This window comes from Neptuniibacter sp. PT8_73, from assembly GCF_047778045.1.
Lineage (GTDB): Bacteria > Pseudomonadota > Gammaproteobacteria > Pseudomonadales > Balneatricaceae > Neptuniibacter.
In genome coordinates, this window is sequence record NZ_CP180545.1 from 706815 (window position 1) to 721871 (window position 15057).

Consider the following 15057-nt stretch of genomic DNA (forward strand, 5'->3'; position numbering starts at 1 on the left):
CTTTATTCACAAGCTGTAGTCACAAACGCAAGAGCTCGTGACAGGCTCTGAGTTTTACAACTAACGCAAGATAATAAATATTTTCAATTTTGGGGTGAATTAAGAATGGCTAATAACAATACATCTGTAAAACCTATGGTTGCCGCTGTTGGTGCAGCATTTATGACTGGTATGGTAGCGGCGCCTGTTGCGACAGCTGCAGAAAACCCATTTGCTACAACTGACCTATCTTCTGGTTACAGCCAGCAAGTTGCTATGAACGAGGGCAAATGCGGCGAAGGTAAGTGCGGTGGTAAGAAAGCTGAGAAGTCTGAAGGCAAATGCGGTGAAGGCAAGTGTGGCGGTGATAAAGCGTCCAAGTCTGAAGGCAAATGTGGCGAAGGTAAGTGTGGTGGTGATAAAGCTGCTAAGTCTGAAGGTAAGTGCGGTGAAGGTAAATGTGGCGGTGACAAAGCTGCAAAATCTGAAGGCAAATGCGGTGAAGGCAAGTGCGGTGGTGATAAAGCTGCTAAGTCTGAAGGCAAGTGTGGCGAAGGTAAATGTGGCGGTTCTAAATAAGCCCAATTACGCTTTGTAATACTTAATAGAGACCCTGAGCCCTCAGGGTCTTTTGACTTAAAGGCTAGGTGTTTCATGAATAAAGACCGCTATCCCGTTACAGGGGCAGGCTTCGGCTTTCGCCGTTGTATGTCTGAGACATTAAAAGATATTGATCCAAATGGATTTGATTTTCTAGAGATTGCGCCGGAAAACTGGATGGGGCTCGGTGGGCGTTTCGGTAAAGCGTTTAAACAATATACCGAAAAACACCCTTTTATGGCTCATGGTCTATCTCTATCTATCGGTAGCCCTTCTCCTTTAGATATGGATTTTTTGACTCGTCTTAAAGCCTTTCTAAAAGAACACAATATTCGCGGTTACTCTGAACATCTCAGCTACTGTTCTGATGATGGTCATCTTTATGATTTGATGCCGATCCCTTTTACTGCTGAAGCGGTGAAATACGTAGCAGAGCGGATTCGTCAGGTTCAAGATGTACTTGAGCAAAGAATTGCGATGGAAAACGTCTCGTACTATGCCGCGCCAGGTGCTGAGATGACTGAGCAAGAATTCTTGTTAGCTGTCTTGGAAGAAGCGGACTGCGATCTGTTGCTCGATGTTAATAACATCTATGTAAACAGTATCAACCATGGCTATGATGCTAAGGCGTTCTTGAGGGCAATGCCTGCAGAACGGATTATGTATCTTCATATCGCAGGTCATTACAACGAGGCTGAAGACCTTATCGTTGATACACATGGAGCGCCTGTTGTTGATCCAGTTTGGTCTTTGTTGGAATCCACTTATGACCAATTTGGTTTAGTGCCGACCTTATTAGAGCGTGACTTTAATATTCCGCCGCTGCCTGAGCTATTAGCGGAGGTAGATCAGGTTCGTTCTTATCAAAATCAATGGAAGATGCGCCATGCACAAACCGTTGCTTGAAATGCCTAAGTTCCAGCAGCTGCAATACGAGTTTGCTGCACATATTCGAAATCCAGATGAGAATGATGGTCCTGATGGTATCGAAGACCGTCGTATGGGTATTTACCGAGACCTCTTCTTTAATAATGTTGAAGGTTTTTTGTCTGGAAATTTCCCGGTTTTAAAACAGATCAGTTCGAAAGAGTATTGGAATAAGTTGGCGCGCGGTTTTTTTGATAAACATCGGTGCCATACTCCTTACTTTCTTGAAATCGGTCAGGAGTTTATTGCTTACGTTCAAAATGAACGAGAACCGCAAGCAGATGATCCGGCGTTTCTTTTAGAGCTAATTCATTATGAATGGGTTGAACTTGCATTAGATGCATCAGAGATAGAACTACCTTTGCAAAATGTTGATGTTAATGGCGATCTGTTAACGCAACATCCCGTGCAATCGCCTTTGGCTTGGCTTCTCTCTTATCAGTATCCGGTACATTGTGTGCGTCCAGATAATCAGCCGACAGAACCATCAGGCACACCAACTTTTTTGATTGCTTACCGTAATCGCGAAGATGAAGTGCAGTTTATGGAAGTTAATTCAGTGACTGGACGGTTGTTGTACCTGTTATCTGAAGATGAATCGCTCACGGGTGAGCAGGCGTTACAGCAAATCGCGAGTGAGATGCAGCATCCTGATCCATCCCAAGTCGTTTCAGGCGGTTTAAGTACATTGGAGCATCTGCGTTCTAAGGGCATAGTGTTAGGTACAAGAGTTTAGTTACCACTCATTGGATAACGGGTGAAGTTATGTCGAATCCTACGGTTAGTTTTGTTAGTCGTCTACAAGATATCTTAGATAATACGAAGTGTGCAGATGGTCTAGCGCCTTTGTTATTGAGATTGTATCTCGCGCCTGTGTTTTTGCAGGCGGGCTGGAATAAATATATTGGTTTCGAGAACACCGTTGAGTGGTTTGGAAACAAAGAGTGGGGTCTAGGCTTACCGTTCCCCGAACTCCTGGCTGCGATGGCTACCGGTACTGAATTAATTGGCGGTGTGTTACTGCTGATTGGTTTTGCTGTGCGCTGGATTAGCATTCCGTTAATGATAACTATGCTAGTGGCTGCATTTGCCGTGCATTGGGAAAACGGTTGGTTAGCTATCTCTGATGGTGGTAGTTGGTTGGCCAATGACAGGGTCATGGAGGCTCAAGAGCGTTTAGCTGCGGCTAAGAGTTTGCTGCAGGAACATGGGCACTACGATTGGCTCACGGGGCGTGGATCTGTTGTTATTTTAAATAACGGGATAGAGTTTGCTATCACCTATTTCGTGATGTTGTTCAGTTTGTTCTTTACTGGTGCTGGGCGATTCGTGAGTGTGGATTATTGGATCCGCCGCTGCTGTAAACAAGATTAGAATTTAGATATAAAAAAGGCCTCGATTTAGAGGCCTTTTTTATTGGGGATAAATATCGATTAACGAGGTTGTGTCGGATTAACGATCAGAGACACAAATGCGTCGTTATACCAATGAGATGCACTAATAAGATCGGTAAAGGATTCAGATTCTAAAACACGCTCTAAATAACATTCAAACAGTGCGCTGGATTCTTCGATCATTTGTTCAGCTTGTGCAAAAGTAAAGTTCATATACACCTCAATAGTTAACCTGACTCCTTCAGACTTCTATCCCAAATAAAAGCCTGAGCATTTTAATCGGGTTTTATACTTTAGTCAAAGTTTTGTTTAAATATTGATCAGGTGTTTGGTTATAAGCTTTTGTTAGTTTGGTTATCGGATGAGGGCGTTTGCGACCCTACGGAATCTTTTATTTCATCTAGCATATCGTTTAACAAAGGCGCGCATTCATTGCCCGCGTCTAAAGCATTGTCGATAACCTGGCCGACTGTAGGAGATTCCTTCTGATTCAACGCTTGTTGATCATCCATACATTGCATGTAGTTCTTCAGATAGATAGAACTCGTCTTTCCCGTGCTTTCAAGCTGCTCGATACTCTCGGGCAGTGTGAGTAACCAATCAGGAATCTGTTCTAAATGTTCGTTTGCTTGTGCTGATGCCGAAAAAGTCACTAGTGCAGTGCAGATCAATGCGCGTAAATACAGCATATAAGCCTCCAAAAGCTATAGGCGTATATTAATTAGTTTAGCCTGAAGAATAGCTGAATCAGTCTCGCTATCGTTGAGGCGGATGTTATTCGACCGTGATTGAATCAACCGTTATTTCTTGATCTGTGATTCTAAAGCGAACGTTAAGATCGTGTAACTTTATTCCGTAACTTTTTTCGGCATCGTTCTTTTTATAAGCTGGACGCGGATCACATTGCAGAAGTTCGCTAAGTTGCTGTTTTAACGGCTGTTGTAACCGGATTTCACTAGCTGAAATTTCTTGTTGGGCTTGTTCCGAAAATTTAACCGGTTGAGCTAGAAGGGTGATTTTATCTGCCATTGGGTATTCAGCATCAGAGATAATGTCTGAGTAAGGCAGGTATGGCTTTATATCAATGACAGGGGTGCCGTCTAATAGGTCTGCACCACTAATCACTAGTTCAATACCGTTAGATGTTTTTTCGATGCTAACTAAGCGAACAGGGGACAACCCGATAGGATTGGGGCGAAAAGGAGAGCGTGTAGCGAATACCCCAAGTCTTTTATTGCCGCCTAAGCGAGGAGGACGGACTGTAGGTTTCCAGCCTTTATCAATGCACTCACTAAATAGGAAAAGGAGCCAGATATGGCTGCAGTTTTCCAAGCCCCTAACAATCTCATCACTAGAAAACTCTTCTAAGATCTCAACACGAGTCGTGACGCTTTTCGCTAAATTGGGCTGCCTAGGGATGCCAAATTTCTCTTTATAAGGGCTTCGGATGACGGCGATTGGAGCTATGGAGTAAGTACTTGGCATAAGTGAAGTCGCAAATTAGTTGTCACTAGTTTTGAACTCAGGTTTGTACTCTTTATTTTCCTTTAATGCCACTACTCTTCTTTTTAATTCTTTAACACACTATTTATCTGTTCGAGCTAAAGCCAATCCATAAACCTGTTCGGCGCCGGCATTGAGTAACGCGAGGCTCGCTGCTTCGAAAGTCGCCCCTGTAGTCATTACATCATCAACTAACAATATTCGCTTATGTGTGATTTGTTTGCATTTGAAAGCACCTTTTTGATTCTTGAGTCGTTCTTTACGGGATAGGGAGCGCTGTTGTGGTGTGCTCTTTATTTTGATGAGTGAGTTATGGTCTGAGGGTATGCCGCTGTATTGGCTTATCTTCTCGCAGAGGAGCGCTGCTTGATTAAAACCTCGTTTTATAAGGCTATATCTATGCATGGGGATCGGCATCAAGCAATCGATGGGTTGGTGAGTTGTTAAATGATCAGCCATCAGTCGGGCTATATGGCTTATAAACTGAGTATTACGATTGAATTTAATGCCGCTAATGAGTTGGTTAATAGGAAATTGATAGTGGAAAAGCGCTTGGGCTTGCTTAAAGGTCGGTTGTTTCTTTTGGCATTGACCGCAAATTAAGTTGTCTTGATCACTAGGGAGGGGAAGGGCGCAGACTTTACAGCAGTGTTCTAACCAAGGTAGATCTTGTAAGCAGCTAGAGCAGATATTGCTTTTAGAGGGTGTATCAAGCTTGAGCTGACATAAAATGCATAGATCAAAAAACACACTGTAGTCTACTATTGGTTTTTTCATTGGTTGACAGTTCCTTCTGTCAGGATAAAATTGTCGCTTTATTTTGGTACGTTTTATCGTGGTGCTAGGCTTCCTGCCTGTATCGCTATTTTCTCGGGAGAAGAAGCAAGATGCAACAACTAGGTGCAATTCGTCATGACTGGACAGAAGCAGAGGTAAAAGCTCTGTTTGAACTGCCTTTTAATGATCTGATGTTTAAAGCGCAGACAGTGCATCGCGAAAACTTCGACCCGAATGAAGTTCAGGTTAGTACGCTGCTTTCTATTAAAACAGGTGCGTGCCCAGAAGATTGTAAATACTGCCCGCAGAGTGGTCATTACAATACTGGTCTGGAAAAAGAGCGCTTGATGCAAGTTGAAAAAGTATTGGAGAAGGCTCGTAAAGCCAAAGAAACAGGTTCAACCCGTTTCTGTATGGGCGCGGCATGGAAACACCCAGCAGATAAAGATATGCCTTATGTAATCGAGATGGTTCAAAAGGTCAAAGAGATGGGTTTAGAAACCTGCATGACTTTGGGTATGTTGGATGAAGGCAAGGCTCAACAGCTTGCGGATGCGGGTTTGGATTATTACAACCATAACTTGGATACTTCTCCTGAGTTTTACGACAAAATTATCACTACTCGTACTTACCAGGATCGTTTAGACACGCTACAGAATGTTCGTGATTCCGGTATGAAAATTTGTAGTGGCGGTATTTTGGGTATGGGCGAAACGGCAAAGGATCGCTACGGTTTATTGATGCAACTAGCGAATATGCCAGTGCAGCCTGAAAGTGTACCAATCAACATGCTGGTTAAAGTATCGGGTACTCCGCTAGAAAATGTTGAAGATTTAGATCATATCGATTTTATTCGTATGATTGCTGTGGCGCGTATCATGATGCCTAAATCCCATGTTCGTTTGTCTGCTGGTCGTGAAAAAATGAGCGATGAAATGCAGGCGATGACATTCTTTGCTGGCGCTAACTCTATTTTCTATGGAGAGTGTCTACTAACGACACCAAATCCAGAAACACATCGCGATGTTCAGCTGTTTAAAAAGTTGGGTATCAACATGGAGCAACGTATCTCTGATACGGATGAAACCCAAGAAGCTGCATTAATGAGCAATCTGCAGAAGCAGCAGGATAGCACCCACTTCTACGAAGCTTAATGGCTTATAGGGGGTAGCGAAGACTACCTCCTACTCTATACCCCTTAGAGATTTACTATGTCTTTTGACTCCTTGTCTGAGGAGCTGCAGCAGCGAAAGCAGCAGTCTCTTTATCGTCAACGCCGTACGTTAGAAACGCCACAGCAGCCTATGGTGAGCGTGGATGGGCGCGAATATCTTGCTTTCTGCTCAAATGACTATTTGGGATTGGCTAATCACCCTGACGTTATCCAAAGCTTTCAAAAAGCGGCAGATAAGTATGGCGTTGGTGGTGGCGCTTCGCATCTAGTGAATGGGCATAGCCAGGCTCATCATGAGCTTGAAGAGGCGCTTGCCGAATTTACAGGCAGACCCAGAGCGCTGCTTTTCTCAACCGGGTATATGGCGAATATTGGTGCCGTAAATGCTTTATTGGATAAACAAGATGCGGTATTTCAGGACCGTTTAAATCACGCCTCTCTATTGGATGCTGGATTGCTGTGCGGCGCGCGTTTTCAGCGTTACTTGCATAATGACTCAGAGAGTCTAGATACACGCCTGAGCAGATCTGAGGCTCGACGTAAGTTAGTGGTTACTGATGGCGTATTTAGCATGGACGGCGATGTGGCTGATCTGCCTGCACTCGCTTCAGTGTGTCGTGATCATAACGCTTGGTTAATGGTTGATGATGCGCATGGCTTTGGTTGTTTAGGTAAGCAAGGCGGTGGCTGTGCGGAATATTTTTCTATGGGGCCGCATTCCCCGGAAGTGCTGGTGGGCACCTTGGGTAAAGGTTTTGGTACTGCGGGTGCATTTGTGGCCGGTTCTGAAGAGCTCATCGAGACCTTAATTCAACACGCTAGAACCTACATCTATACCACAAGCATGCCGCCAGCAGTGGCTGCTGCTACCTTAACGAGTTTACGTATATTGCGTGAAGAAAACTGGCGTAGAGAAAAGCTCGAAGCGTTGATCCAGCAATTCCGAAAAGGTTGTGATGATTTAGGATTGAATCTAATGGACTCTCCAACGCCGATACAGCCAATTGTAATTGGCGAATCAGATAAAGCGATCCAGATTAGTCAGGGGCTTGAGCGAGAAGGCATATTCATCAGTGCGATTCGTCCGCCGACTGTTCCTCAAGGCAGCGCACGATTACGAGTGACCTTAAGTGCCGCGCATACAGAAGCGCAAGTTGAGTGCTTATTAGGCACTTTAGAAAAAGTTATTAAAGAGCAGGCGTAGATGAGCCAAGTAAAGCTTTATAAAGAGTACCGCGAAAACCCAGGCAAGCCTGAACTAGTCCTATTGCACGGTTGGGGTATGACAGGGCAGGTATGGGGCCCATTTGCTGATCAATTAGCAGAGCATTTTAGCCTGACGATTATCGATCTACCGGGTTTGGGCCGTTCACAAGAGTTTCCTACCCCTTATACGCTTGATGCGGTATTGGATCTGCTAGTGAAGCAGGTGCCTGAATCGGCAATCTGGTTAGGTTGGTCAATGGGTGGGCAGATCGCTGTTGCTTTTGCGGATCGTTTCCCCGCGCGTGTGGATAAGTTGATTACTATTGCTTCTAACCCTTGCTTTGTTCAGCGCGATGATTGGCCATCGGCTATGGATGAAGTAACGCACCAAGCTTTCGAAGCATCGCTTGCTCAGAATCAGAAAAAGACCTTAACCCGTTTTATTATGCTGCAAACACAAGGAGCTGAAGCAGGTCGAGAGATTCTGAAAGCACTTAAAAAGATCTTATCGGATGTGGAGCACACGGCAGCTGAAGAGAGCTTGGCTTTATTGCGCTTAGATCAACGTCCGGAGTTAAAAAAATTAGCGTTGCCAGTGTTACACCTATTTGGAGAGGTCGATCACCTAGTTCCAAATTCAGCGGCAGAGGCTTGCAAGAGTGTAAGTGGTGGTAAAGTGGTGACTTATACAGGTGCCGGCCACTTACCTTTCCTTTCTCATCAAGCTGACGTAGTGGCTGATATTCTTGGCTTTGTTCAAGGGGATCAATCATAGTGGATCTGTTGATTGATAAGCGCCGCGTAGCGGATTCATTTAGCAAAGCTGCTCAGACGTACGACAGTGTTGCTGACTTGCAACGAGAGGTTGGACAGGAGCTATTGGCTTATCTCCCTAAGCAAGCTGTATCTACCATGATGGATTTAGGCTGTGGTACAGGCTATTTCACCCCTAAGCTCAAGCATGCCTACCCAGATTCAACTTTACTCAATCTAGATCTTGCCTTGGGGATGTTGCAGTTCTCCCGTGCGCAGCGCTGTGAAGATCAAACTCATTGGATCTGTGCTGATGCAGAGGCACTGCCGATTGCTAATCAGCAGTTAGATCTGATCTTTTCCAGTTTAGCGATACAGTGGTGTGAAGACGTAGAGGGTTTGTTCTCAGAGATAAGTCGTGTGTTAAAGCCGGGTGGTCGCTTTGTAGTTGCGACGCTGGGGCCTGATACCCTTAAAGAGCTTCGTCAGGCTTGGTCTCACGCTGACAGCTTTACCCATGTGAATCAGTTTATGTCCGTGGAGCAGTTAAAGGCCGCTTTACCGAAAACACTCAGCTGCCACACCCTCGAGCAGAAGAATAAGGTGTTACGTTATTCACAGTTAAAGCAGCTAACAGATGAGCTAAAAAGGCTCGGGGCGCACAATATGAACGCTGGTCAGCAACAAGGTCTGACTGGGCGAGAGCGGGTGCGTCGTTTTAAAGAAGGTTATGAACAGCAACGTTTGAATGATGGGGCTTTGCCGGCGACCTATCAGGTTATATACGCTGTATTTGAAAAAGAAGTTTAGGAGTTAGGTTGTGGGTAAGCGAAGTTTCTTTGTTGCAGGTACAGATACCGATGCTGGAAAAACAGTGGTTTCTACGGGGCTGCTTGAGGCCGCTAATCAGCGTGAACTAAGAACGATCGGTTTGAAGCCTATCGCCGCAGGTTGTGAAGAAACAGAGGACGGCTTGCGTAATTCTGATGCGCTTGCTCTGCAAGAGACAGCATCCGTTGCTATGGCGTATGAGCAAGTAAACCCTTTTGCATTTAAACCTCCTATTGCACCGCATATTGCCGCAATGAAAGAAAACCGTGTATTAAACGCTGATCGCATCGCTGCGATGTGTAAAGGTGCTTTAATGCAGCCTGCTGATTTTGTGATTATTGAAGGTGCGGGTGGCTGGCGTGTGCCGTTAAGTTTTCGCGAAACTATGGCTAATATTCCTAAGCTTTTGAATGTGCCAGTGGTCATGGTAGTGGGTATGAAACTTGGTTGTATTAATCATGCTTTGTTGACTGCCGAAAGCATCTCCCGAGATGGCCTTCAGTTAGCAGGGTGGATTGCTAACCGTGTTGATCCAGAGATGGATTGTTACGGAGAAAATGTTGAAACTATCGCAAATATGCTGCGCGCACCTCTACTTGGCGAAGTGCCATATCTAGATGAACCTTCTGCAAAAAATGTTGCCCAATATATTGATCTCGATTTATTGTTGAATAATTAACATGATCAAAAAATGAACATCTTCTCGCGATGTTCTATAATTACTGTTGCCATAGCTGTGTTTAAAAAATATAGAGGTGGTGGCTATGAATGTAACCAATGCTTTGCAGACAGGTTTGGTCGGTATCAATCGTGGTTTAGACAACGCGCCACGAGCTGCTAGTGATGTCACTGGCTCTGGTAAGCCAGATCAACCTGAAGAAGCTACAGGCCGTGATCAAAACCAAGCGGTACTAGAATCAGCAGCAGGAACTGATGTAGAAGCTGCTGCGACAAAAGTTGTCAGTCAATTGGAAGAGCCGGGCGAGCCTGGTGCGATTATTAATGTACGTGTGTAAACGTACATTGATCAATAAATGGATGTGGTGAACAGGTGAAAGCAGAGACTGCTTTACACATAATCAACAGAGGGGTGTAGCTGGTGCAGATATTCAATGCAGCTAATTCCCAAGCACTGAATGCCAGTGCTATACCGCAAGAACTTCGCTCGAGTGAAGCGAGGAAGGTGCTTGCGACTGTTGAAAACGTGGCGCCTGAACAAGAGCTACAATCCAGTCGCGGTTTGGTTAACCGAGATCGCGTCACCCTTTCGGCCGAAGCTGCCGAACTATCCCGTCTTGCAAGTACAACGTCTACAGAACTTGAACGTGAAGATGGCGAACTTGTTGGCTTGGAATCTGATGATGCTGAGCTGGTAGGGTTAGAGTCTTCATCATCCTTAGGTGTTTCTAAATCTGAGCAGGCACAAGAGCAACAAGAGCTCGAGATAACACGAGATCTTGCTAAGCGTGACCGTGAAGTCAGAGCTCATGAGCAGGCACACGCTTCCATCGGCGGACAATATACCTCTGCGCCTAGCTACACCTATGAGCGTGGTCCGGATGGTCGCCTTTATGCCGTGGCTGGTGAAGTAAAAATAGATACTTCTCCAGTGCCGAATGATCCGCAGGCGACTTTAGAGAAAGCCGAAATTATCCAAAGAGCTGCGCTAGGTGTTGCAGAGCCATCTGCAGCTGATCGTGCAGCAGCAGCGGATGCTCGCGCTATGGCAGCTGAAGCACGCGCGGAGATCCTGCAGCAAGAGGAAGATGTAAGAGCTGAAGAGACTAGTGCTGCTGAAGAGTCAGAATCTGAAGATGAGGATGATTCTCCAACTGCAGGTGAGCGTTTGCAGGAATTTAGAGATCAGCAACAGGCTCGTTCTGATGGTGCTGCTGAGGCTCTAAATGACTTTAATGAGCGCATGAAAGATATCAATAAAGAGCTTGCACAGATCAACAAAAAACTAGTTGATGCAGGTGTCTTCCAAAAGCTTTTCCCTGAAGGCTCTCTACTCGACCAGCAAGTATAAGCTGGTCAATCCTTTCCTACCGTAAATAATCCAATATGAGCTGTGTAAATTCAGCCGGTTTTTCTGCGTGCGGCCAATGGCCAGCTTCTTGGATGATTTTGTAATCTGCCTTAGGGAATAGACCTAAAACCGCATCACGATATTTGGGTAGTAGATAATCTGATTTTGCGCCCTTAATAAATAGGACTGGATTTGTATAGGGGTTACCTTGAGGGGCAGCGCTGATATTGGAGTATTGGTTATGCAATGCGTTTAGATTCATTCGCCATGCAAATTGCTTATCTTCGGTACGGTAAAGGTTCTTCAGCAGGAATGCTCTAACACCCAATTCGTCGACAAAAGCTGAGAGTTGCTTATCAGCATCACCGCGAGATTTCAGTGATGTTAGGTCTACTGAAAATAGCCCTTTGAATACATCGTCATGATGGGGCGTATATTCCACTGGGGCTATATCAACAATTACCAGCTTTGCTATGAGTTCGGGATGAGTAATAGCAAATTGCATGGCTGCTTTACCGCCCATTGAGTGGCCGATAATGTGGGCTTTGTTTAGCTTTAGATCCTGCATCAATTCAGCGATATCACTAGCCATTAGTTCGTAGTCGATCTCCGCCGAGTGTGGAGAGCGGCCGTGATTTCTCATGTCGGCAGCGATTACTTGAAAGTGCTCTGATAGAACTTTGATCTGAGCGCCCCAGTTTTCAAGGGTGCCAAACAGGCCATGCAAAATAATTAAAGGTTCACCTTCGCCGTGAATCTGATAGTTCAGTTTCATTATCTATTACTCAAAATAAAGGCGGCGCTGATAAGTCAGGGCCGCCTTGGGTATTAACTTACTTAGATATTACAGAATATCTAGTAGCTCTACGTCAAATACAAGCGCAGAGTAAGGAGGGATGCCACCTGGAGAACCTTGCTCGCCGTAAGCTAGGTTGTAAGGGATAAATAGCTTCCATTTAGCGCCTTTGTTCATTAGCTGAAGAGCTTCAGTCCAGCCAGCGATTACGCCGCCAACAGGGAATTCTGCTGGTTGGCCGCGATCGTAAGAACTGTCGAATACTTTACCGTCAGTGAAAGTGCCGTGGTAGTGAGTACGAACAGTAGATTCGCGAGAAGGTTTGTCGCCTTCTTCACCTGCTTCGATGATTTCGTACTGTAGGCCTGATTCAAGAACAACAACGCCTTCACGTTTAGCGTTTTCAGCTAGGAATTCTTCACCTGCCGCAGCTGCTTCTTTAGCTTGTGCTTCTTGAGCTGCACGAAGACGTTCGTTGATTACGTTGAACGCTTCTTGGATCTCTTGAACTTCTACGCGCATCGCTTCGCCGTTGAAAGAATCAGCGATACCTGCGGAGATAGCATTTAGATCCATGCCTTCGAATGGCTGTTGTGCTAGCTGGTCGCCCATTTGACGGCCGATACCGTAGCTTGCTTTCTGTTCTAGTGTTTCAAATTGAAGATCAGACATTTATTGATTCTCGTTGAGTCAAAAAAAGCGAGCAATCTCGCAGCTCGCTATAGAAACTTATTTGCTTAAAAACAATATGGGGTCGACGCGTGTATTATTCAAGCTTACACCCCAATGAAGATGTGGTCCCGTGGAACGTCCTGTTGATCCTATCTCCCCAAGCTTGTCACCTGTTTGGAGTACGTCACCGATTTCTACATCGATTTTACTCATATGGCAGTACATCGTTGTCATGCCGTAACCATGATCAATAATGACTGTTTTGCCATTAAAGAAGTAGTGTCCAGTGTCTACAACGGTGCCTGCAGATGGTGCGGTAATTGGCGTGCCTTTAGGTGCCGCAATATCTAATCCGCTGTGAGGGTTGCGAGGCTGTTTGTTATAAAAACGTTTTAAGCCAAATGGGCTGCTATAAGGGCCTTTTGCAGGAATAACAAACCGAGTCGGTAATTGCTCAGGCTCACTCCAATTTTTGTAAGCTGCGACCATTTTAGCTTTTTCGCGGCGCCAGCGTTTTACATCTTCAGGATCAGGTTCTACGTGGCGTTTGTTTTTGATGGTTAGATACTGAGCTTTGTACTCTTTGTCTTCAACCTGAAAGTAATACGAGGTTCCGTCAGCTTTTAAGTGTTGTTTCTTGTCTGGTTTGGCGCTTAACGGTATACCTGCTACAGCAATCCATTTGCTGGTATCCGCGTATGCGGTATCTGTTGAAGGTAGCACCATAACGCGGTTTCCCTTATACCAAGCGGATGGCGCGATAGCTGATGTAAGGCCTTCAAGCGGTAAAATAGCAACGCCGCCCGGTACGCGGCTTTCGGTTGGAAGTTCTAGAGCTTGCGCATTGATGCTGAAAGCGCATAAGCCTGTAAATAGTAGAAGTGATTTGGTGAATGCTTTTCTGATCATATTAATGTTCCGTGATGACTTCATCTACGCTGCAGTGAAGTTGTCCTTTGTGTAAGTGAACTTCTATTTTTTGTCCGCTGACAACATCAGAGGCTGATTGAATAACTTTTTTGTCACTATCTTTGGTGATGGAGTAGCCTCGCTCTAGCGTAGCAAGTGGGCTAACAGTTTGTAACTGGCTCGCCAGCGAAGAAAGCTTTAATTGCTGACTTTTTAAGCTTGATTGGCATGCTTGCTTAAGGCGTTGATACAGCGCTTGGAGCTGTTCTTCCCTACGTAGCAACAGCTGTTCAGGTGATTGGGCCTTTAAACGCCCTTCCAATTGCTGATATTTGATTTGCTTTTGCGCGAGGATGCGTCTGATTTGATTGTTAAGTTTTAGCTCTACATGATCCAAGCGTTGAGCTTGCTCTTTTAAAATCTGGCCAGGATGGCGTAATCGACTCTGTAAATTCGAAAGTTGCTGTTTGGCGGTAAAAAGCTGTTGCTTTTGTTGGCGCTTAAGTCGAAGGCTGAGCTGATTTAAGCGTAGTTGTAGCTCTTGTTGGTCTGGGCTGACTAATTCTGCAGCAGCGGAGGGGGTTGCTGCGCGGATATCGGCTATAAAGTCTGTAATGACCACATCAACTTCATGACCTACTGCGCTGATAGTGGGTATTTCACAGTCAAATAAAGTGCGTGCAACTTGTTCGTTGTTGAAAGCTTGCAGATCTTCAAGTGAGCCTCCGCCGCGCCCCACGACGAGAACGTCACAAACTTGGTGCGCTTCAGCCAGAATTATCGCTTTGCAGATTTGTTGTGGGGCATCTTCGCCTTGCACGGCTGTCGGATAAATAGTGACGGGCAAGCCAGGGAAGCGCCTTTTTAGCACCGTTAAAATATCGTGTACTGCCGCACCTGTAGGTGAAGTGACGATGCCAATGTGTTTAGGGTGCTCCGGAAGCGCTTGTTTTTGTTTGCGGTCAAACAAACCCTCTTTCAAGAGTTTGTTCTTTAGCTCTTCAAAAGCAACTTGAAGTTGGCCGCTGCCAGCGGGTTCTAGAAAGTCGCAGATTAATTGATAGTCGCCACGCCCTTCATACAAGCTAACTTTAGCGCGGACAATAACTTTGTCCCCTTGTTTGGGTTGCTTGCTTAACACTTGGTTGCGGTTCTTAAACATGGCACAGCGTACTTGGGCTTTGTCATCTTTAAGGGTGAAATACCAATGGCCAGAACTAGGGCGAACAAAGTTAGAGATCTCGCCTTCTACTTGAATGGTAAGAAATGATCGCTCAAGCAAAGTACGTGCTTGTCTATTCAGTTCCGAGACACTGATCGCATGGGATTGAGTGCCGGATTTAAAGCTATTTGAGTTCTGCATGGCCCTCATATTAAACGATCTATTCGTGTTACTGCATCCGAAAGCAAAAAAAATGAAAACTAGCTCGTAATTACCTTGTAATTTACAAGTTTTAGATTGAGACAAAAGGCTAATTTCTGTATAATTTCCCGTTTAAATTTTACT

The 15057-nt window shown here is 45.2% G+C and carries 19 protein-coding genes; 11 read left to right on the plus strand and 8 right to left on the minus strand.

Annotated features, from left to right (window positions below; genetic code table 11):
* Nucleotides 1-105 precede the first annotated feature (105 nt).
* The 4 genes from ACMXYN_RS03070 to ACMXYN_RS03085 all read left to right on the plus strand — a co-directional run bounded on the left by ACMXYN_RS03070 (nucleotide 106) and on the right by ACMXYN_RS03085 (nucleotide 2880).
* On the plus strand, nucleotides 106-558 hold the full coding sequence (locus ACMXYN_RS03070) for a hypothetical protein (RefSeq protein WP_415893443.1): 453 nt from the start codon (nucleotides 106-108) through the stop codon (nucleotides 556-558).
* Nucleotides 559-633: 75 nt separating this feature from the next.
* The gene (locus ACMXYN_RS03075) at nucleotides 634-1485 is read left to right on the plus strand and encodes a DUF692 domain-containing protein (protein ID WP_415893444.1); all 852 of its coding nucleotides are present in this window, start codon (nucleotides 634-636) and stop codon (nucleotides 1483-1485) included.
* Nucleotides 1466-2242, plus strand: coding sequence for a DUF2063 domain-containing protein (locus ACMXYN_RS03080; protein WP_415893445.1), 777 nt, complete (start codon nucleotides 1466-1468; stop codon nucleotides 2240-2242). The genes ACMXYN_RS03075 and ACMXYN_RS03080 overlap by 20 nt, the downstream gene beginning before the upstream one ends.
* 29 nt (nucleotides 2243-2271) lie before the next feature.
* The gene (locus tag ACMXYN_RS03085; RefSeq protein WP_415893446.1) at nucleotides 2272-2880 is read left to right on the plus strand and encodes a DoxX family protein; all 609 of its coding nucleotides are present in this window, start codon (nucleotides 2272-2274) and stop codon (nucleotides 2878-2880) included.
* 59 nt (nucleotides 2881-2939) lie between these two features.
* Here the strand turns inward: ACMXYN_RS03085 and ACMXYN_RS03090 are convergent, their stop codons facing one another.
* From ACMXYN_RS03090 to ACMXYN_RS03105, 4 genes are all read right to left on the minus strand, one after another.
* The gene (locus ACMXYN_RS03090; RefSeq protein WP_415893447.1) at nucleotides 2940-3113 is read right to left on the minus strand and encodes a hypothetical protein; all 174 of its coding nucleotides are present in this window, start codon (nucleotides 3111-3113) and stop codon (nucleotides 2940-2942) included.
* Between the two features lie 119 nt (nucleotides 3114-3232).
* Nucleotides 3233-3589, minus strand: a complete 357-nt coding sequence (locus ACMXYN_RS03095; RefSeq protein ID WP_415893448.1) for a hypothetical protein — start codon at nucleotides 3587-3589, stop codon at nucleotides 3233-3235.
* Nucleotides 3590-3674: 85 nt separating this feature from the next.
* The gene (tsaA, locus tag ACMXYN_RS03100) at nucleotides 3675-4385 is read right to left on the minus strand and encodes a tRNA (N6-threonylcarbamoyladenosine(37)-N6)-methyltransferase TrmO (protein ID WP_415893449.1); all 711 of its coding nucleotides are present in this window, start codon (nucleotides 4383-4385) and stop codon (nucleotides 3675-3677) included.
* Nucleotides 4386-4484: 99 nt separating this feature from the next.
* Nucleotides 4485-5180: a ComF family protein gene (locus ACMXYN_RS03105; protein WP_415893450.1), complete on the minus strand. Its 696-nt coding sequence runs from the start codon at nucleotides 5178-5180 to the stop codon at nucleotides 4485-4487.
* A 110-nt stretch (nucleotides 5181-5290) separates the two neighbouring features.
* Between ACMXYN_RS03105 and bioB the strand changes: the two genes are divergently transcribed.
* The 7 genes from bioB (at nucleotide 5291) to ACMXYN_RS03140 (ending at nucleotide 11173) form a co-directional block, all read left to right on the plus strand.
* A complete protein-coding gene (bioB, locus tag ACMXYN_RS03110; protein ID WP_415893451.1) occupies nucleotides 5291-6334 on the plus strand; it encodes a biotin synthase BioB in 1044 nt (347 codons plus the stop codon).
* Nucleotides 6335-6391: 57 nt separating this feature from the next.
* The gene (gene bioF / locus ACMXYN_RS03115; protein ID WP_415893452.1) at nucleotides 6392-7558 is read left to right on the plus strand and encodes an 8-amino-7-oxononanoate synthase; all 1167 of its coding nucleotides are present in this window, start codon (nucleotides 6392-6394) and stop codon (nucleotides 7556-7558) included.
* Nucleotides 7559-8335 carry a pimeloyl-ACP methyl ester esterase BioH gene (gene bioH / locus ACMXYN_RS03120; RefSeq protein ID WP_415893453.1) on the plus strand — a complete coding sequence of 259 codons (777 nt, stop codon included), beginning with the start codon at nucleotides 7559-7561 and terminating at the stop codon, nucleotides 8333-8335.
* Nucleotides 8335-9123 carry a malonyl-ACP O-methyltransferase BioC gene (gene bioC, locus ACMXYN_RS03125; RefSeq protein ID WP_415893454.1) on the plus strand — a complete coding sequence of 263 codons (789 nt, stop codon included), beginning with the start codon at nucleotides 8335-8337 and terminating at the stop codon, nucleotides 9121-9123. The genes bioH and bioC overlap by 1 nt, the downstream gene beginning before the upstream one ends.
* A gap of 10 nt (nucleotides 9124-9133) precedes the next feature.
* Nucleotides 9134-9823, plus strand: coding sequence for a dethiobiotin synthase (bioD, locus tag ACMXYN_RS03130; RefSeq protein WP_415893455.1), 690 nt, complete (start codon nucleotides 9134-9136; stop codon nucleotides 9821-9823).
* An 85-nt stretch (nucleotides 9824-9908) separates the two neighbouring features.
* The gene (locus tag ACMXYN_RS03135; RefSeq protein WP_415883545.1) at nucleotides 9909-10160 is read left to right on the plus strand and encodes a hypothetical protein; all 252 of its coding nucleotides are present in this window, start codon (nucleotides 9909-9911) and stop codon (nucleotides 10158-10160) included.
* Between the two features lie 83 nt (nucleotides 10161-10243).
* Nucleotides 10244-11173: a putative metalloprotease CJM1_0395 family protein gene (locus ACMXYN_RS03140; protein ID WP_415893456.1), complete on the plus strand. Its 930-nt coding sequence runs from the start codon at nucleotides 10244-10246 to the stop codon at nucleotides 11171-11173.
* 16 nt (nucleotides 11174-11189) lie between these two features.
* Here the strand turns inward: ACMXYN_RS03140 and ACMXYN_RS03145 are convergent, their stop codons facing one another.
* From ACMXYN_RS03145 to xseA, 4 genes are all read right to left on the minus strand, one after another.
* A complete protein-coding gene (locus ACMXYN_RS03145; protein WP_415893457.1) occupies nucleotides 11190-11948 on the minus strand; it encodes an alpha/beta fold hydrolase in 759 nt (252 codons plus the stop codon).
* A gap of 69 nt (nucleotides 11949-12017) precedes the next feature.
* Complete coding sequence (locus ACMXYN_RS03150; protein ID WP_415883548.1) at nucleotides 12018-12641, minus strand: FKBP-type peptidyl-prolyl cis-trans isomerase; 624 nt, start codon at nucleotides 12639-12641, stop codon at nucleotides 12018-12020.
* A gap of 57 nt (nucleotides 12642-12698) precedes the next feature.
* Entirely contained in the window at nucleotides 12699-13550 is an 852-nt protein-coding gene (locus tag ACMXYN_RS03155; protein WP_415893458.1) for a peptidoglycan DD-metalloendopeptidase family protein, read from the minus strand.
* Between the two features lies 1 nt (nucleotide 13551).
* Complete coding sequence (xseA, locus tag ACMXYN_RS03160) at nucleotides 13552-14913, minus strand: exodeoxyribonuclease VII large subunit (RefSeq protein WP_415893459.1); 1362 nt, start codon at nucleotides 14911-14913, stop codon at nucleotides 13552-13554.
* Nucleotides 14914-15057: the final 144 nt, after the last annotated feature.